General features: G+C 73.2%; 14 protein-coding genes. 9 read left to right on the plus strand and 5 right to left on the minus strand.

Annotation, left to right across the window (positions count from 1 at the left end; all coding sequences use genetic code 11):
• Positions 1 to 122: 122 nt before the first annotated feature.
• Complete coding sequence (locus tag ABZX85_RS05920) at positions 123 to 818, plus strand: response regulator transcription factor (RefSeq protein WP_355862802.1); 696 nt, start codon at positions 123 to 125, stop codon at positions 816 to 818.
• Between the two features lie 35 nt (positions 819 to 853).
• Here the strand turns inward: ABZX85_RS05920 and ABZX85_RS05925 are convergent, their stop codons facing one another.
• Positions 854 to 2,770, minus strand: a complete 1,917-nt coding sequence (locus ABZX85_RS05925) for an AMP-dependent synthetase/ligase (RefSeq protein WP_355862804.1) — start codon at positions 2,768 to 2,770, stop codon at positions 854 to 856.
• A 431-nt stretch (positions 2,771 to 3,201) separates the two neighbouring features.
• Here ABZX85_RS05925 and rsgA point away from each other — a divergent pair, with 431 nt between their 5' ends.
• Positions 3,202 to 4,305, plus strand: coding sequence for a ribosome small subunit-dependent GTPase A (rsgA, locus tag ABZX85_RS05930; RefSeq protein WP_355862806.1), 1,104 nt, complete (start codon positions 3,202 to 3,204; stop codon positions 4,303 to 4,305).
• A gap of 465 nt (positions 4,306 to 4,770) precedes the next feature.
• Positions 4,771 to 5,277 carry a methylated-DNA--[protein]-cysteine S-methyltransferase gene (locus ABZX85_RS05935; protein ID WP_355862808.1) on the plus strand — a complete coding sequence of 169 codons (507 nt, stop codon included), beginning with the start codon at positions 4,771 to 4,773 and terminating at the stop codon, positions 5,275 to 5,277.
• A 111-nt stretch (positions 5,278 to 5,388) separates the two neighbouring features.
• On the opposite strand, the gene ABZX85_RS05940 is transcribed toward ABZX85_RS05935, so the two are convergent.
• Positions 5,389 to 5,871 (minus strand): DUF456 domain-containing protein, encoded by a 483-nt coding sequence (locus tag ABZX85_RS05940; RefSeq protein WP_355862810.1) that lies wholly within the window; start codon positions 5,869 to 5,871, stop codon positions 5,389 to 5,391.
• A gap of 327 nt (positions 5,872 to 6,198) precedes the next feature.
• Between ABZX85_RS05940 and ABZX85_RS05945 the strand changes: the two genes are divergently transcribed.
• Both ABZX85_RS05945 and ABZX85_RS05950 read left to right on the plus strand, forming a co-directional pair.
• Positions 6,199 to 8,496, plus strand: coding sequence for a protein phosphatase 2C domain-containing protein (locus ABZX85_RS05945; protein WP_355862812.1), 2,298 nt, complete (start codon positions 6,199 to 6,201; stop codon positions 8,494 to 8,496).
• Positions 8,497 to 8,552: 56 nt separating this feature from the next.
• Complete coding sequence (locus ABZX85_RS05950; RefSeq protein WP_355862814.1) at positions 8,553 to 10,295, plus strand: pyruvate dehydrogenase; 1,743 nt, start codon at positions 8,553 to 8,555, stop codon at positions 10,293 to 10,295.
• A 3-nt stretch (positions 10,296 to 10,298) separates the two neighbouring features.
• Here the strand turns inward: ABZX85_RS05950 and ABZX85_RS05955 are convergent, their stop codons facing one another.
• Positions 10,299 to 12,266: a helix-turn-helix domain-containing protein gene (locus ABZX85_RS05955; RefSeq protein WP_355862816.1), complete on the minus strand. Its 1,968-nt coding sequence runs from the start codon at positions 12,264 to 12,266 to the stop codon at positions 10,299 to 10,301.
• Positions 12,267 to 12,474: 208 nt separating this feature from the next.
• Here ABZX85_RS05955 and ABZX85_RS05960 point away from each other — a divergent pair, with 208 nt between their 5' ends.
• Both ABZX85_RS05960 and ABZX85_RS05965 read left to right on the plus strand, forming a co-directional pair.
• Positions 12,475 to 13,116, plus strand: a complete 642-nt coding sequence (locus ABZX85_RS05960; RefSeq protein WP_355862817.1) for a hypothetical protein — start codon at positions 12,475 to 12,477, stop codon at positions 13,114 to 13,116.
• A gap of 776 nt (positions 13,117 to 13,892) precedes the next feature.
• On the plus strand, positions 13,893 to 14,360 hold the full coding sequence (locus tag ABZX85_RS05965) for an ATP-binding protein (RefSeq protein WP_355862819.1): 468 nt from the start codon (positions 13,893 to 13,895) through the stop codon (positions 14,358 to 14,360).
• A gap of 111 nt (positions 14,361 to 14,471) precedes the next feature.
• Here the strand turns inward: ABZX85_RS05965 and ABZX85_RS05970 are convergent, their stop codons facing one another.
• Positions 14,472 to 15,539, minus strand: coding sequence for a DUF2637 domain-containing protein (locus ABZX85_RS05970; protein WP_355862821.1), 1,068 nt, complete (start codon positions 15,537 to 15,539; stop codon positions 14,472 to 14,474).
• A gap of 316 nt (positions 15,540 to 15,855) precedes the next feature.
• Positions 15,856 to 16,701, minus strand: a complete 846-nt coding sequence (locus ABZX85_RS05975) for a (2Fe-2S)-binding protein (protein ID WP_355862823.1) — start codon at positions 16,699 to 16,701, stop codon at positions 15,856 to 15,858.
• A 157-nt stretch (positions 16,702 to 16,858) separates the two neighbouring features.
• Here ABZX85_RS05975 and ABZX85_RS05980 point away from each other — a divergent pair, with 157 nt between their 5' ends.
• Positions 16,859 to 17,725: a GntR family transcriptional regulator gene (locus ABZX85_RS05980; RefSeq protein WP_355862825.1), complete on the plus strand. Its 867-nt coding sequence runs from the start codon at positions 16,859 to 16,861 to the stop codon at positions 17,723 to 17,725.
• A 30-nt stretch (positions 17,726 to 17,755) separates the two neighbouring features.
• The gene (locus tag ABZX85_RS05985) at positions 17,756 to 18,388 is read left to right on the plus strand and encodes a DUF6368 family protein (RefSeq protein ID WP_355862827.1); all 633 of its coding nucleotides are present in this window, start codon (positions 17,756 to 17,758) and stop codon (positions 18,386 to 18,388) included.
• The last annotated feature ends 7 nt before the right edge of the window (positions 18,389 to 18,395 follow it).

The raw sequence follows: 18,395 nt of genomic DNA on the forward strand, positions 1-18,395 counted from the left end.
CTGTGGTGGACGATGTCAGGGGCAAGTTCAGTTACCCATCGGTATGTGTGACGATACGTTCCGTAGAACTTGATGACTCAAGCATCCCTGTACGAGTGCCCCTGTGGACGAAAGAACGGGACATGACCACGCCTGTCTCCGCGCGCCTCCTCGTCGTCGACTCCGAGGACAGCGTCCGGGGCATGCTCACCATGGCCCTGGAGTTCGCTGGATTCCGGGTCACCGCCGCCGCGACCGGCCGCCAGGCCCTGGAGCTGATCGAACGCGGGCTGCCCGACCTCGTCCTGCTCGACGTCCGCCTCCCCGACATCGACGGCTTCCAGGTCTGCCGCATCCTGCGCGCCCGGGGTGTCACCGTGCCCGTCCTCTTCCTCGCCGGGCGCGGCGGGGTCGACGACCTCGTCCGCGGCCTCGACCTCGGCGGCGACGACTTCGTCGCGAAACCCTTCGAGCTGCGGGAAGTCGCCGCACGCGTACGGGCGTTGCTGCGCCGCAGCGGCGTCCGGGGAACCGGCTCCGGGCCGGGCCGGCTCAGCGCCGGGGAGGTCGAGATGGACCTCGACGCCCACCAGGTCCGCGTCTCCGGACGGCCGTTGGAGCTGACCGGCACCGAATTCGCCCTCCTGCGCTGTCTGTTGGAGAACCCCGGGCGGGTGCTGACCCGGGAACAGCTCCAGGAACAGGTGTGGCAGCGGCGGATCGAGGGGTCGGGGAACGTGGAGACGTACGTCTACTACCTGCGCCGCAAGCTGGGGGACCCGGGGCACACGCTGATCAGGACGGTACGGGGGGTGGGGTACCGGCTCTGCGTCGACTGAGCCGTGCCGGAGCCCCGGTCTTGCTTGAGCCCCGGTCAGCGGTACAGCCCCTCCACCTCCCCCGCGAAGTCCCCCAGCACCCGGTCCCGGCGCAGCGTCCCCGTCGGCGTCAGATGGCCCGACGTCTCCGTGAAGTCCCCCGGCAGCACCGCGAACCGGCCGATGCCGGCGCCCGTCGCCGTGTTCGCCTCGTCCACCGCCGCCTGGAGGACGGCCCGCAACTCGGGGTCGTCCAGCAGCAGTTCGTACGGCGTGGCGGTGCGCTTCTCGGTCCGGCGCCAGTGGGTGAGGCCGGCCGGGTCGAGGGTCAGCAGGACGGAGACGTACGGGCGGCCCTCGCCGACCAGGACGGCCTGCGAGACCAACGGGTGGGCCCGTAGCCGGTTCTCGACGGCCAGCGGCGCGACCCGCGCCCCGGTGGACGTCGTCAGCGTGTCCCCGCGCCGCCCGGTGACGACGAGATACCCCTCCTCGTCCAGCCGCCCGAGATCCCCCGTCGGCAGCCAGCCGCCCGGCGCCGCCGGCAGCAGCTTGCTCGCGCCCGGGTCCCAACGGCCGTGCAGGACATGCCTGCCGGACAGCAGGATCTCCCCGTCCTCGGCGATCCGCACCGCCGTACCCGGCAGCGGATGGCCCGCCGTGCCGAGCCGGGGCCGCAGCGGCGGGGCGAGGGTCGCGATGCCCGTCGTCTCGGTCAGCCCGTACGTCTCGTACACCGGCACCCCCGCGCCCGTGTAGAACGCCGCCAACTGCCGCCGCAGCGCCGCCCCGCCGCACACCACGTGCCCGACCCGGCCGCCCAGCGAGCCGCGCAGCCGGCGGTACACGCTCTGGTCGTAGACCGCGCGCGCCGCCCGCAGCGTCCGCCCCGGACCCTCGCCCCGGCCCAGCCGCTGCCGCTGCTCCGCCTCGCCGAAGCGGGCCGCGATCCGCGCCGACCGGTCGAACGCGGTGAGCCGGCCCGACTCCTGCGCCCGCGCCCGCATCGAGCGGAACAGCTTCTCCAGCACCACCGGCGTCGCGAACAGCGCCGTCGGCCTGAACTCCTCCAGCAGCGGCAGGAGTTCCTCCGGCACGGGGCTCGGCGCGTGCGCCGTCCGCACCCGCGCCCGCACGCACGCCAGCGCCGCGACCCGCCCGAACGCGTGCGCGGGCGACGCGCACAGCACCACCGAAGTGTCCCGCCCCGCCGCCGACTTGAACGCCGGGAAGAGCAACTCCACGACGTTGTCGACCTGCGCGAAGAAATTGCCGTGGGTCAGCGCGCACGCCGTGGGCCGCCCGGTCGTCCCGGACGTGTACACGAGCGACGCCGGCGTCCCCGGGCCGAGCATCCCGCGCCGCACCCCGACCTCCGCGTCCGGCACGTCCGCGCCCAGCTCCACGAGCCGCTCCAGATGCCCCCGTTCGATCACCCACACATGCCGCAGCCCCGCCTCCGGCGCCCCCACCGCCGCCGCCTGCTGCACGCTCTGCGTCACCAGCGCCGCCGCCCCCGAGTGCCGCAGCACCCACTGGATGCGGCGCGGCGAGAACCCCGGATGCACCGGCACGGTCACCAGCCCCGCCGCCCACGCCGCGAAGTCCGTCAACGTCCACTCGTACGAGGTACGCGCCAGCACCGCGATCCGGTCACCCGGCGAAAGTCCTTCCGCGATCAGGCCCTTGGCGAGCGCCGTCACCTCCCGCGCGAACCGCTCCGCCGACACGTCGACCCGACGCCCGTCCCGGGCACGCCTGCTGAACACCACGTCCTGCGGAGCCCGCGTCGCGTTGTCGAACGGCAGGTCCGCGAGCGACCCGTACCCCACCGCCGGCACCAGCGCGGGCACCGACACCTCCCGGACCGCACCGTCGTCGTACCGGACGATCTCCGGCTCCACGACCGGCGGTTCGATGTCGTCGAGCAACGTGGACGCGAGCGGATAGAGCGAGGACACGGGCGGCTCCATAGGGCGGGGGGAAGAGCGCTGGGGGGTGAACGGACGGCGACGACACGCCCGTGGCGGAGTGGATCGTACGGTCGCCGTGTGATGAACTCGTGTGGTTACTCGGGGTATTGGAAGGTGACGGACCGGTACGACAGGGCACCGAGGGGAATCTCCGAGGGGATTCTGATGCGGCTCTGATGGGGCTCTGATAATCGCGGGCCCGGCGCGGAAAACCGGTGGTGAACGCCTGCTCCGGTTCTCTACGCTGTGCGGGCCCCGTGCGGATCGGGGAAGAGACCGGCGAGGAAAGTTCGGGAGGTGTGCGTCATGGCTGCTTTCGAGGCGGGTGTGTCCCGCGGCAACCAGGTGTTCGTGCTCCACTTCCGCGGTCGTCGGCTTACTTTCTGAGGCGCAACGCGCGCTGCCGGGGCCGCCCTTGTGAAGGGTTTCCCTTGAGTTTCTCCGTTTCTGAAGTTTCCTCGCATCCGCTCGCCGCCTATGGGTGGGACGAAGGGTGGGAGGGTGTTTTCGCGCCCCATCGGGAAAGGGGCGCTGTTCTCGGCCGGGTCGTGCGGGTCGACCGGGGGCTGTGCGATGTCGTCACCGCCGAGGGGGTCGTGCGGGCGGACACCGAGTTCGTCGTGCCGCGCGATCCGATGAAGGTCGTGTGCACCGGCGACTGGGCCGTCGTCGACCCGGCGGGCGAAGACCCGCGCTACGTACGGACGTTGCTGCCCCGGCGGACCGCGTTCGTGCGGTCCACCTCGTCCAAGCGGTCCGAGGGGCAGGTCCTCGCGGCCAACGTCGACCACGCCGTGATCGCCGTCTCGCTCGCCGTCGAGCTCGATCTCGGGCGTGTGGAGCGGTACCTGGCGCTCGCCTGGGAGTCGGGGGCGCAGCCCGTCGTCGTCCTCAGCAAGGCCGACCTCGTCGGCGACCCCGTCGTCCTCGCGCACCTCGTGCGGGACGTCGAGGGCACCGCGCCCGGCGTGCCGGTGCTGACCGTCAGCGCGCTCGCCGGGGAGGGCGTCGAGGAGCTCGCCGGGCTCGTCGGGCGGGGGACGACCGTCCTCCTCGGCGCCTCCGGGGCCGGCAAGTCGACCCTCGCCAACACGCTCGTCGGCGCCGACGTCATGGACGTACAGGCCGCCCGCGACGTCGACGGCAAGGGGCGGCACACCACGACCACCCGCAACCTCCTCACCCTGCCCACCGGGGGTGTCCTCATCGACACGCCCGGACTGCGCGGCGTCGGGCTCTGGGACGCCGGGCACGGGGTCGGGCAGGTGTTCTCCGAGATCGAGGAGCTGGCCGGCGACTGCCGGTTCCAGGACTGCGCGCACGAGGCGGAGCCGGGGTGCGCGGTGCTCGTGGCCGTCGAGGAGGGGGCGCTGCCCGTGCGGCGGCTGGAGAGCTACCGCAAGCTCGTCCGCGAGAACCAGTGGATCGTCTCCAAGTCCGACGCGCGGCTGCGGGCCGAGATGCGGCGGGAGTGGAAGGTGAAGGGGGCGGAGGGGCGGGCCAAGCGGGCGGCCAAGCGGGGGTGGGGGGAGTAGGGGAGTAGGGGAGTAGGGGAGTAGCGGGGAGGGGGCGCGGGGCGGGGCGTGGCGGGTGCGGCGAGGTGCGGTGCGGGGGCGGGTGCGGCGGGTGTGGCGGGGTGCGGTGCGGCTGGTGGGGGCCGGCCCCTCGCTGCCCTGTCGCTGCCGCCCGCTGCCCCGGGCCGTTCTGCGCCGCCGGGTCGCTGCCAGGACTCCCGCCCCGCCGCGCGCCCATGCGTGCTTGCCGAGGCGTACGACACGTCCCGCGCCGGTACGTGCTTGCCGGGACCTACGACAAGTCCCGCGCCGGAGTGCCCGACCAGCCGCTCACGGCGGCGTGCCCATTGGCCCGTCCGGCGTCCGCCCACCCCCCCCGCTGAACCCCATGTCGGATTTCCGCCAGCCCCCCGGCCCCCGTACCGCTCACACTGGACGGTACGAGGGCCCGGAGCGGCGGGCCGACCGGCGAGCTGAGGAAGCGCGATGAGCACGACGTACACCCGGATCACCAGCCCCCTCGGGGAGCTGCTCCTCACCGCCGCCCCCGACGGTGTCCTCACCTCCCTCTCCGTCCCCGGCCAGAAGGGCGGGCGCAGCCCCGAGGCCGGCTGGCGGGAGGACGCCGGCCCCTTCCGGGCCGCCCGCGAACAGCTCGACGCGTACTTCGCCGAGGAGCTGACGGAGTTCGCCCTGCCCCTGCGGGCGGAGGGGACGGAGTTCCGGGAGAAGGTGTGGAAAGCGCTGGAGAGCGTTTCCTACGGGACGACTGTCACGTACGGGGAGATCGCGACCCGCGTCGGGGCCTCGCGAGCCGCCGTACGGGCCGTCGGCGGGGCGGTCGGGGCGAACCCGCTGCTGATCCTGCGGCCGTGCCATCGGGTGATCGGGGCGGACGGGTCGTTGACGGGGTACGCGGGCGGGCTGGAGCGGAAGGTGAGCCTTCTGACGCTGGAGGGGAGCTTGGCGGGGAGCGCTGCGGGGGGTCGGTAGGGAAGCGTGGTGAGGGCTGTAGGGAAGCGTGGCTGGGCTTCAGGGAAACGCGGCGGCGAGCCGGTAGGGAGAGGCGTCCGGCGGTATGGCGAACCGGGATCGTCCGGGTGCTCACCCCCACAGCACCGCCCCCACCCACGCCCCCGCGATCAGCAGGCACGTGAACAGCTCCGTCAGGACGCTCGTCCCGCCCGCCCGCATCACCGTCCGCAGCGCCGCCCTCGCCTCCCCGTGGCGCCCCAGCCGGAGGCGTTCGCTCAGGTAGACGCCGCCGACGAAGCCGGGGACCGCGCCCAGCACCGGGACCAGGACGAACCCGAGAAGGGCACCCACTCCGGCGTACACCGCCATCCGGGGCGTCGCCCCGCTCCCCCTCAGCCGGCGCGGGGGCAGCGCCCAGCGGACCACCTGCGCCAGGAACAGGGCGACCGTCGCGCCGACCAGCACCGACCACGCGACCGGCTGCGGGTCCTTCAGCGCCCACCACAGGACCCCGGCCCACACCAGCCACGACCCCGGCACGCCGGGTACCAGCACTCCGCACAGGCCGAGCAGGATGACCAGACCGACCAGCAGGAGTTCCCACACTCCCATCTGCCCAGAGTGCAGGAGGCCGGGGTGCGGCGCAGGTCAAGAAGCGCTCACGATCGGGCGCACGGTGTCCCGTGGGCCCCGGTACTCACAGCGGATTATCAGGTAGGGGCTGCACACTCGGACTGCCGGCCCGCAGCAAACGGTTGTGGTACGGCCTCCGTGACGTCGCCGGGCGGTTCTCCCGTGGGGGGTGGGATCGCCCGGCGACCCACGTTCCCGAACAGGTGTCCGGAGCCCCTCGCGACACGCCGTGCGAACCGTTTCCCATGACGCGCATTTTCCCGATGCCCCGTTTTCTTCCGGCCCCGTCGGTGGACAATTGGGGTCATGAGCCAGCAGGGGGGAAGTCCCACCGGCCGCCAGGACGACTGGTGGGGGCAGCTGTACGACGCCCCCACCGACGACACCGGCCCCACACCCACCACCGACACCCTCGACGACCGCTTCGCCTCCGCCACCGACACACTGAACCCGGACGCGGAGGAATGGTGGGCGGGGGGTACCGGGGACGACGTCGGCGAGCGCGCCGGCGTGGAGGCCGCCGCCGCGAACGGAACGCCGGCCGAGGCGGCTGACGGCGCTGTACCGGAGAGCTTGCGGGAACCGGAGCGGCCTGGGGGACCGGGGAGGCCGGAGCCGACGCCGGAGCCGGCCGGGGTCGCGGGACCGGGCGGGCCGGGGGAGCCGAGGGAGTTGGGTGAACGGGGGGTGCCCGGGGAGCTGGGGAAGTCGGAGGGGGTGGAGGAGTTCGGGGGACCGACCGGGACGGAGCAGCCCCGGAGGTCGAGGAGCCCGGAGGGTGCGGGGCAACTCGGGAGGCCGGCCGGCGTGGAGGAGGCCGGGCCGTTCGCGGAGTGGGAGAGCCCGGGACGGTTCGGGCCGTCGGTGAGCCCGGAGAGGCTTGAGGGGGCGGAGAAGTCGGGGGAGCCGGGAGCGCCGGAAGAATCGGGAGCGCCGGAGGAGCTGGCGGAATCGGGGGACACGGTTCATCTCACGTTGCCCCGGCAGGCCGTACCCCGCCAGGCCGCCCCTCCGCAGTCTGCCCCTCTACAGGCCGCCCCCCAACCGCCGAGCACCCGCCCGCCCACGCCACCGCTCCCTGAGTCGCCCCCCGAGCCGCCCCCCTCCGTCTCACCCCCACCCCCTCCGCCCTCACCCCCCTCCCCCCGCCCCACGTCGTACCGCGCCCCCTGGGAACCCCCGCCCCCCAGGCCGGCGGGCCCCACGACCTTCCCGACGGGCCCGCTCCCGCCGGGTTTCGCGGGCCGGGCGGAACAGGGCGTGCCCGAGGCGCGGGCGGCCACCGGGACACCGGACACGGCTACGCCGTCCCTGAACCGTCCGCCCGCCGGCAGCCCGTACATCTCGTGGAAACCGGCAGCGGACACGGGCCGAGGCCCGGACACCTCCGCAGCCGCCGACGAGGGCCCGCCCTGGGACGCGCAACCGGCCGCGTTCCTCCCCGAGACACCCCCCGAGGGCGCACCCCCAGACCCGCGCTCGCCCCTGGACCCCACCCCGGCCCCGGGACCACCTCTGCCTCCGCCGTCGGCTGCCCCGTCCGCCCTGGACGCCTTCTCGGCGCCCGGCGGCTTCAAGGCGTCCGGTGCCGGGGGCTCGCCCCTGAGCGTGCCCCCGTCCCCCGGCCGACACCCGGCCGTGGACGACTCCTCGGCGCCCCAGATCCCCCCACCCCCCGACACACCCCCCACCCGCACCACCCTCGACGAACCCCGCCCGGTCGTCACGGAGTACGTCGGGTCGGGACCGCCGACCTACGACGCCGACCCGACGGCGCTCCCGCTGGCGGACCCCGACGCGTTGGAGGACCTCGTCGCGGACACCGTGCTGGACGGAGCCCGGTACGGGAACAGCACGTTGCGGGCGGTCTCGCTCCGGGGGGACTCCGCGAGGTACCGGGGGGAGCCGAGGCGGGACGCGCTGGTGACGGCGCGGTTCGGGTACGGCGAGCAGGCGCTGGTGCTGGTGGCGATGGCGACCGGGGCCCGGGCGACGGTGGGCGCGCACAAGGCCGCCGCCGAGGTCTGCCGGTGGATAGGACGGGCCGTGGGCCGCAGCCACGTACGGCTGGCGGAGGACATCAGGGCGGGCAGGCGGGGCGACCTCAAATCGGGACTGCACAGGCTGACGGACCGCAGCCTCGGAAGACTGCGGGCCGGCGCCGCCGAACAGGGGCTCACCCCCCAGGAGTACACGGCCACCCTCAGATGCCTGCTCCTCCCCGCCGACCCCGCATGCCGCACCCGCGTCTTCTTCGGCGTCGGAGAGGGCGGCCTGTTCCGCCTGCGGGGCGGGGAGTGGCAGGACATCGAACCGGCCTTGGGCGAACCGGCGGCCGGCCCCGCCCCCACCCCCTACGACCAGCTCCCACCCCCCGACCCCTTCCTCTTCCGCACCTCCGTAGCCCGACCGGGTGACACCCTCCTGATGTGCACGGGCGGCCTCGCGGACCCCCTGCGGGGTGAGCTGGAGCTCGCGGGGCACCTCACCGCCCGCTGGGCGGACGCCCCCGTACCCGGCCTCGCGGAGTTCCTCGCGGACGTGCAGATCAGGGTCAAGGGCTACGCGGACGACAGGACGGCGGCGGCGATCTGGGAGGCGTGAAAGCGGTTGTTGCGGTTTGACTGGACCCCTGAGCGAGCGAAGGGGTGCAGCGGTCCATGGCCAAGCAGAACATCGCCGAACAGTTCGTCGACATCCTCGTCGGAGCGGGGGTGAGCCGGTTGTACGGGGTCGTCGGGGACAGCCTCAACCCCGTCGTCGACGCGGTCCGCCGCAACCCCGCGATCGACTGGGTACACGTACGGCACGAGGAGACGGCCGCGTTCGCGGCGGGGGCCGAGGCGCAGGTCACCGGGCGGCTCGCGGCGTGCGCGGGCAGCTGCGGACCGGGGAACCTCCACCTGATCAACGGCCTGTACGACGCCCACCGCTCGATGGCCCCCGTCCTCGCCCTCGCCTCCCACATCCCCTCCGGCGAGATCGGCCTGGGCTACTTCCAGGAGACCCACCCCGACCAGCTCTTCCGCGAGTGCAGCCACTACAGCGAGCTGATCTCCAGCCCGAAACAGATGCCCCGCCTCCTGCACACGGCGATCCAGCACGCCGTCGGCCGGGGCGGCGTCAGCGTCGTCTCCCTGCCCGGCGACATCGCCGACCAGCCCGCCCCGGAAGCGACGGCGAAGACGGCCCTCGTCACCTCCCGGCCCGCGATCCGCCCCGGCGACACGGAGATCGACCGCCTCGTCCGGCTCATCGACGACGCCCGGAAGGTGACCCTCTTCTGCGGCAGCGGCACAGCCGGCGCGCACGCCGAGGTCATGGAGTTCGCCGAGAAGATCAAGTCCCCGATCGGCCACGCCCTGCGCGGCAAGGAGCACATCCAGTACGACAACCCGTACGACGTCGGCATGAGCGGGCTCCTCGGCTACGGCGCCGCCTACGAGGCCACCCACGAGTGCGACCTCCTGATCCTGCTCGGCACCGACTTCCCGTACAACGCGTTCCTCCCGGACGACGTGACGATCGCGCAGGTCGACGTCCGTCCCGAACACCTGGGCCGGCGCTCGAAGCTGGACCTCGCGGTGTGGGGGGATGTGAAGGAGACGCTGAGGTGCCTCACGCCGCGTGTGCGGGAGAAGAGCGATCGCCGGTTCCTGGACCGGATGCTGAAGACGCACGCGGACGCGTTGGAGGGGGTGGTGAAGGCGTACACGCGGAAGGTGGAGAAGCATGTGCCGCTGCACCCCGAGTACGTCGCGTCCGTCGTGGACGAACTCGCGGCGGAAGACGCCGTGTTCACCGTCGACACGGGGATGTGCAACGTGTGGGCGGCCCGCTACCTCACCCCCAACGGGCGGCGCAGGGTGATCGGTTCGTTCTCGCACGGCTCCATGGCGAACGCGCTGCCGATGGCGATCGGCGCCCAGTTCACGGACCGGCGCCGGCAGGTCGTCTCGCTGTCCGGGGACGGCGGGTTCACGATGCTGATGGGGGACTTCCTGACGCTCGTGCAGTACGAACTCCCCGTGAAGGTCGTCCTGTTCAACAACTCCTCGCTGGGGATGGTGGAGTTGGAGATGCTGGTCGCCGGGCTGCCGTCGTACGGGACGGCCAACAAGAACCCCGACTTCGCGGCCGTGGCGCGGGCTTGCGGGGCGTACGGGGTGCGGGTGGAGAAGCCGAGGCAGCTCGCGGGGGCGCTGAAGGACGCGTTCGCGCACAAGGGGCCCGCGCTCGTCGACGTCGTCACCGATCCGAACGCGCTGTCCATCCCGCCGAAGATCAGCGCGGAGATGGTGACCGGGTTCGCGCTGTCCGCGTCGAAGATCGTGCTGGACGGGGGAGTCGGGCGGATGCTGGCCATGGCCCGCGCCAACCTGCGGAACATTCCCCGGCCTTGAGCGTCACTCGGAGTACGGACGCCAGTTCCGGTTCAGGGTGTCGTACATGTACCTCGGCAGGTCCGTGATCGCGGTCGTGCGGAAGGGGCGGCCGGCGTCGTCGACACGGACCGTGCCGGTGCGGCCCTGGGAGGACCAGTCCAGCTCCAGGTACCAGGAGCAGTCGCAGGCCGCCGTGCGCGCCGTGACCAGGAGGATCTCCGGGTCCTTCGCGGAGACGCGGTAGGGGAGGCTGACGGCGGGGAGTTCGGTGCCGGCGTCGTTGCCCGGCATCGAGCGGGCGATCGGGCGGTCCTTGTCGAGGTCGACGGCGAACTCGCGCGGGGTGAGGGCGCCGCCGCAGCCCTGGTCCATCGCGTACGCGTTCCCGCCGGACGGTGTGGCGCGGGCCGTGACCCGCACCCGCAGCGCCTCCAGCACCACCGCCGTGTCCGACCGGCCCTGCACGGAGATCCTCACCATCGTCTCCCTCCCGTGCAGCGCGTTCTCCGCCGTCGCCCAGACCCGGGCGTCCTGGGCCATCGGGGGCGGCGGGACCTGCGTGGGCGGGCGGTCGACGACGTAGTAGTGGCCGCAGCCCTGCGCCCAGACGTGCGAGTCGACGGACCAGGTGAGGGGGGTGCCGGTGCCGGGCTTCGGCCCGGCGGCGGACGGCGCCCCGGAAGGCTCGGCGGAGGGGCTCGCCCCTTTCCCGGACGACGACGGCGACGCTGACGGTGACGGCGAGCCGGACCCGCTCGGGCTCCCGCTCGGACTCGCCGTCAGCCTCCCCGGCCGCGACCCCAGCGACGGCACCCCGTCCCCCGCCTGCGCCGTCGCCCCCGACGCCGGTTCCCGCCCACCCTCCGGCAACGCCGACAGCGTCCCGATCGTCGCCGCGACCACACAGGCGACAGCGGCGAACACGGCCACGCGCCGGCGGTACCAGGGGCGGGGGTGGGGTGGGGTGGTGTTTTTGACGACGGGGTCGGGGGCGGACGAGAGGCGAGTGCCGGCGCCGGGGGTGGACGGGGAGTGGAGGCCGGGGGCGGTCGAGAGGTGGGCATCGGGGCCGGGGCGAGCGGGAGCGGCGTCCGGCTCACCGACGCCGGTCCCAGCGGAGTCCGTTGCGGAACGGGAGCCCGCATCGGCCTGGGGGGCCGGAATCGGAGTGTGGGCGGGGGCGGCTGCGGAGGCGGTGGAGGTGGCGGCCGGGGCGAGAGAGACGTCCCCCTCATCCACGCCGGCCTCGGGACCATCGTCCGAGTCGATCCCACACCCGGCTTCCGCCCGGCTTCCGACCTCCGCCTGGCCCTCGGCTTGCGCCTGGCTCCCGGCCTCCGCCCGGCTCCGGGCATCCGCCTGGCCCTTGGCCTCGGCGTGGCCCTCGGCTTGCGCCTGGCTCCCGGCCTCGGCCCGGCCCTCGGCTTCCGCCCGGCTCCCGGCTTCCGCCTGGCTTCCGGCCTCGGCCTGGCCCTCGGCCTCGGCCCGGCCCTCGGCCTCGGCCCGGCCCTCGGCCTCGGCCCGGCCCTCGGCTTCCGCCTGGCTCCCGGCCTCGGCGCGGCCCTTGGCTTGCGCCCGGCTTCCGGCCTCCGCCCGGCCCACGGCCTCCGCCCGGCCCACGGTCTCAGCCCGGTCCCCGGCTTCTCCCTCTGCTGTCGCCCCGCCCCCGGACCCCGGCTCCTCTTCCCCCTTGCGGCCCCGGCTCTGGCGTTCCTCCAGGGCCAGTAGCCACAGGCGGTGGAGTTCGAGGCGTTCCTCGGGGGTTGCGCCGCAGAAGCCGGCGAGGCGTTCGACGGGGGCGAAGTCCTGGGGGACGGCCTCGCCCGCGCAGTAGCGGTGGAGGGTCGAGGTGTTCATGCCGAGGCGGCGGGCGAGGGAGCCGTAGCTGCGGTCGGTGCGGGACTTCAGTTCCCTCAGACGTGCCGCGAAGTGTGCCGCGTCCTGGCCGCTCGTCACCGTGCCCCCGGTTTCTCGGGCCTGGGACGGCATCCCAGGCTTCTCTGTATCTGCACGTCAGCGGGGGTGGGATGGTTCCATCCCCGGCGGACGGGCCCAGCCGCTTGCGATCGTCCGGCGTGGCGCCTGATGCTCGTGGTGTCGCACCGGACGGCACGGTCGGAACCCGACCTGTCCCGACCGAAGGTACGCCGAGGTGCGGCCTGTTCACATCCACGCACATATTCACGGGGGATCACCCATGCGCACTCGCGTCCACACGGCCGTGCTCACCGCACTCTCCGCCGTCTGCCTGACGGTCGTCACCGCCTCCGCCTCGGTCTCCGCCCCCGCCGCGCCGGCGCCGGCCGGTCCGACGGCGCCGGGGTTCCTGGCCGCCGGTGACCTGCCGCCGCACCCCTCCTCCGCGTGGACGGCCGGCCCGGTCACCCGGGGCGTCCCGGAGGAGGTCGAGGTCGACACGTGCCTGAGCATGGCGCTGGGCGGCGGCGGCAACGCCTCCTGGTACCGCACCTTCCGCACCGAACTCGACACCGGGGCACGCCAGGTGAGCGTGGTCCTGCCCAACGAGACCCTCGCGAAGGGGCGTTACGAGCGGATCGAGAAGGACATCCGGTCCTGCGCCGCCCGGATCGAGCAGAAGTTCCCCGACATCCAGGCCGAGTTCAAGGACTACGGGGCGGTCCGGGTCGAGGAGGGGGCGCACGTCTTCGGGCTCCACACGGTCGCCTCGTGGGGCGCGACGGACGTCCGGCTGCTGGCCGTCGGCCGGGACGGGCGGACCGTCACCGTCGTCGACTGGGGGCAGCTGGGCAGCTTCAAGGACGCCCCGGTCAAGGCGTTCAAGAAGACCACGGTCACGGCGGTGAACAAGCTCCGCTGAGACCCCGAGACGGGGCCGCCCTCACGCATGGGGGACGAGAGGGCGGCCCTGGCACCACCCCCCCGCACCCTTGACGCCCTCCACCTCCGGCCCCGCCTCACCAGACCTCCGCGCCGAGCCCACGCCGACGGGCCCGGCGCGGTTCGCGTGCCCCCACGATGGCCCGCTCTCGGCGCTTCCCCCGCCCTCCGCTTCCGTTCACCCCCCGCTCACCCGCGCGTGACCAGCACCAAGCGTTGGTCTGCACCACCCCGCCTCCCGGAATCGGGTCGGTTTTTGGCCAAGTTCGATGGTCCGGACCGGGATTCCGGGGCGCCCCGGCGCCCGGCACGCCTCCCCGAGCCTTGGCCCCCGCTCCGGGTCGGGTACGCCGGGTTCGGGAGAGGGAGATCGACGTGGGGGACCGAGTGGGGCGCCGGGGGAGCGTAGACCGGGCGGGGCCGGCGGTCGTCGGCGGCGGAGCGCCGTGCGCGGGACGTCGTGGAGGGCTCTTCGCGCTCGCGTACACGCCGTCAGGAGGCCAGGTGTCCCCCGGGTCACCTCACGGTAGGCCATCGGCATATGCCGGGGGCCTGTGTCGGCAGGTCAACGGGGTGCGACGGCCCGTGACACCCCGTGCCGAGAACATGGCCGAACACCTGGGCGTTGCCGACGTGACATGACTGCCGCCCGCCCCACGGGGCATGGATTCCCGTGAACGTGTTCGAGGCAGGAGGGAAACCGACATCGGCGCGCGGGCGGGGGTCATGAAAAGGCAGGCACGAGGGGGCGGTCCCATGGCGATCGGGGCCTCCTCGGCGACACCGCAGGGCGAGAACTTCGAAAACTTCGAGAATTCCGACAACGCCGACGGCGTGGGCGGGCCGCAGCTCAGGCGGCGGCTGGAGCGCGCGGACCTGGGTGCGGTGCCCGAGGCCCGGCACGCGCTCAGGGAGCTGCTGCACAACTGGGGGAAACCGGGACGCTCGGACATTGCGGAACTGCTCACCAGCGAACTGGTCACCAACGCGCTGGTCCACACCGACGACGACGCGGTCCTGACGGCGACCGTCGGACCGGACGGACTCCATGTGGAGGTACGGGACTTCGTCGCCCTACTGCCCCGCCCCGAGCCGGCCCGCACCGACGACAGCACCCACGGCCGCGGCCTGCTCCTGGTCCAGTCCCTGGCGGACGCCTGGGGCGTGAGACCACACGGCATCGGCAAGGCGGTCTGGTTCGAACTCGGCGCGGAAGCCGCCTAGTCCGGGGTGGTCGAGACACGCAACGGGGCGGGGGCGCGACCCTGTCCAGGTCGCGCCCCCGCCCCGAAGTGCTCATGGCTCACGGAGCCGTCAGTCGGCTCGTGCGAGCCGTCAGCCGAACTGCTGCTCCAGATCCTTGAGCTTGCGCTCCAGGGAGTCCAGACGCGGCAGCGCCATCGTGTCGTCCTCGGCGGTGAGGTCGACGGTGGAGGAGGACGCCGAGGTCGGCACCTCCGAGCCGTGCCGGACCGGCGAGAGCGAGGGACGCTGGCGGACCGGGAGCTGCTCGGTCGAGGACGCCGTCACGGCAGACTCCGAAGCGCTGCTGGCGACCCGCTCCAGGGCCACCTCAGGCGGCGCCTCCATCGGACGGCCACCCCGCCCCGGAAACCCCCGGTGCCCCCGGCTGATCGCCTTGAGCTGTGCCTTCTCGACACGCGACTGCTCACGCCGCAGCCGCTTGGTCTCCTCCTTGCGCACCTTGTCGTCGCGCACCTCGTCGACCGCCTCGTCGAGGCTGCGGACGTTCTCCAGGAGCATCAGCGACCACGCCTTGTAGGTCTCGCGCGGAGCCCTTATCCAGCGGACGACACGGATCTGCGGCAGCGGACGCGGCACCAGACCCTGCTCGCGCAGCGCGGAACGGCGAGTCTGCTTCAGCGCGCGGTCGAACAGCACCGCGGCGGAGAGGGACATGCCGGCGAAGAACTGCGGGGCGCCGTCGTGGCCGAGGCCCCGGGGCGCGTGCACCCAGTTGAACCAGGCGGCAGCGCCCGCGAACGTCCACACCAGTATCCGGGAGCCGAGCGCGGCGTCGCCGTGGCTCGCCTCGCGGACCGCGAGGACGGAACAGAACATGGCCGCGCCGTCGAGGCCGAACGGGACCAGGTACTCCCAGCCGTTGGAAAGACCGAGGTTCTCCCGGCCGAAGCCGACGAGCCCCCGGTAGGAGAGCGCCGCGGCGACGGCGGCGCAGCAGAACAGCAGGGCGTAGGAGGCCATGCCGTAGAACGTTTCCTTGCGCCTACGCCGTTCCTCGCTGCGTTCCCACGAGTCGTCTTTGGCGTGTTCCCCGCCGGATCGCTTGCTCCGCGCGAGCACCGCCATCGCCGCCAGCAGGCCCAGGAGCAGTACGGCGCCCGGAAGCAGCCAGTTCAGCGATATGTCGGTCAGTCTCATCTGGAGTCCCTTGCATTGGGATAGGGCGTATCGCCCGCCATATTGGCCCAATCCCACCGGCCCTCAAGGGGGTTTCGGGACAAGAGGCCGCCAAGGAGGTGCAAGGGGATGCCCACGGCGACGTTCTGCTCGAACTGCTGCTTGAGCGGAGGGAGTTGAGTTCGAACAAGACTACCCGTACGGATGGTTCCACGGAAAGTTCCCGCGGCGCGTGAGGAAATTGTGAATCCCCTGTTACCGTACGGCCGTCCCGTTCGGCGATGATCTTACGACAGTACCGGACGCGCCGCGCGCGGGGGTTCGGCCGGACGGCGTGTCAACTCGCGGCGACCGCCGTGAGCTTGGCGATCCGTTCGGCGTCGCAGGTGCGCGGGCAGGTCACGCAGGGGTCGTCCGCGTCGATCGTGTAGTACATGCAGCAGCTCGCCCGGTCCCGGGTCGGCAGCGACTCCCCGTCGGGGCCGGTGAGTTCACGGAACGCTGCGGTGCCGACGTACGGCTTGGTCGTGCCCGGCAGCAGCAACTCCAGCTCCCTGCGGGCCCGTTCCTTCTCCTCGTCGCCGAGGAGCGCCGCGACGTACCAGACGCCCTCGACGATCTCGTCCGTCACCATCGCCCACAGGGCCCGGCCCCGCCGGCGCATCCGCGGGCCGAAGCCGGCCAGCAGCGGTTCGTGGTGCTCGGCCACCGCCGCGCGCAGCTCCGCCCGCAGCGCCTCCTCGTCCGGGACGACGACGGCCCCCGGGCGCCCCGCCGCCGGGTCGTCCGGCAGACACGCGAACGACACCGGCGTACGCACCGCGAGGCGCATTCCGTCGGTGCGGTCGTACGAGACATGCGTCACGGGGAAGCGGGGGACCCGGCGGTGCAGGAACCAGGGGATCGTGAACAGCAGGCAGGCGGGCCAGGAGTAGCGGTGCAGGCCGAAGCTCGCGACGACGTCCGGGCGGCCCTTCTTCCCGTAGTCGCGCAGCACCTGCGCGTCGTCCCAGGCGAGGAATCGTTCCAGCTCGGCGTTTCCGTCCGCGAGGCCCGCCGCCGACACCCAGCCGCCGTCCGCCGGTGCCGCCTCGCCGTCCGCGAGGTGCCGGACCGTGACGCTCGGGCAGACCTCGGTCAGGCGGGCGTACGCGTCGTGCACGACGGGCGGGGGAGTGGGCATGCCGGGGCCACCGATCCACGAGTGTTTGAAGGTAAGCCTAACCTTACCCATGGCGGCCGGGATTTGAACTGGCCGCGAGTGGGCCTAAGGTGCTTGACGGACGAGTAACAACCGGTCGTAATGGCCCCAAGTACCGACAAGCCCGGAGGAGACCCCCGTGACCCCGACCACACCGGGCTCCTACGAGCCGCACGGCGCCGCCGCGGGCTTAGAGACGACGCCACCGTACGGAACGGGCCCGTACGACGCCGGCAGGTACGACGCCGGCGGGTACGACTCCGGTACGGGCGCCGGTGCCGGTGCGGGCGTCGAGCGGCCGGTCACCGTCCCCCGGCAGGGCGCCGCCCCCCGCCTCCCCGAGCCGGACTCCCCGCACGGGTCCGCCCGCGGCGAGCACACGCACAGCGAGCCGCCGATCCCCCGCCCCCGGCCGGTGATCCAGCGGTCCTCCGTCCGAGGGCAGATCCTCGACGCCCTGCGCACCGCGCTCGTCGCCGGTGAACTCCTGCCCGGCGAGGTCTACTCCGCCCCCGCCCTCGGCGACCGCTTCGGTGTCTCCGCGACCCCCGTCCGCGAGGCCATGCAGCAACTCGCCCTGGAGGGCGCCGTCGAGGTCGTCCCCAACCGGGGCTTCCGGGTGGTGGCCCGGGGCGCCCGAGAGCTGGCCGAACTCGCCGAGATACGCGGCCTCCTGGAGGCCCCGGTGATACTCCGCCTCGCGCGGACCGTGCCGTGCGAACGCTGGGCGGAACTGCGGCCGTTGGCGGAGGCGAGCATGCGCGCGGCGGCCTCCGGCTGCCGGGCCACCTACGCGGAGGCGGACAGGGCGTTCCACGCCGCACTGCTCGGCTTCGCCGGCAACAGCCAACTGGTCCAGATCGCCGAGGACTTGCACCGCCGGACCCAGCAGGGGTACGGCGACCTGTCGACGGACGCGGCAGGCCACGTGCGGTTGCTGGACGCGCTGACGGTGGGGGACATGGAGACGGTGCGGGTGCTGGTGGGGGAGCACTTCGGGGGCTAGCGGACGGGGTACCGGGGCTAGGCTCCCGGCATGTCCGGTCCGATATTGGTGATCGATCTGGCGGAGCCGCTGTCTCCGGCCGTGCTGCGGGAGTTCCGTGCGTTGATGGTGGGGCTGTCCTCCCGCTTCGCCGAGAAGCGGCCCGGGTTCTTCGATGTCAGCGTGCCTGCGGAGCGCCTGGGTGTCGAGGACGAGCGCGAGGAGGACTGGCGGCGGCGGTTCCCGGTCCCGCTCCTCGCCGGCACTCCCGCGGACGAGGGGCTCAGGGCCCTGGCGGGGTTCGACCCTCGGCGCGTGGACCAGCACCGGCCCTTCCTCGTCTACCTGATGGGGCCGGGTGTCGGAGACGAGGACACCTTCGAGGCCGAGCACGCCGACGAGCCCGAGGTCGAGGCCGCCCTCGGCTTCAGACCGACCCACGCCGTCAACGTCAGCGCCTGCTGCAACCGCGACATCGACCACGTCACCACGGCCCTGCTGACCGCCGCCGTCATGGACGTCATCGGAGGCGTCGCCAAAGCGGAACTCCTGGACGGACAGGCGTCGGCCGTCGCCGGCCTTCCCGGACTGTCGAGCATCACGGACGACGGCTGGACGGCACTGGGGACGGCGGAGTTCCTGAGGGCCTGGGCGGAGCACCCCGCCTTCCGGCTGGTCAAGTAGCCGGAAG

Origin of the sequence: Streptomyces sp. NPDC004539, from assembly GCF_040610055.1 — a bacterium.
Taxonomy (GTDB): Bacteria; Actinomycetota; Actinomycetes; order Streptomycetales; family Streptomycetaceae; genus Streptomyces.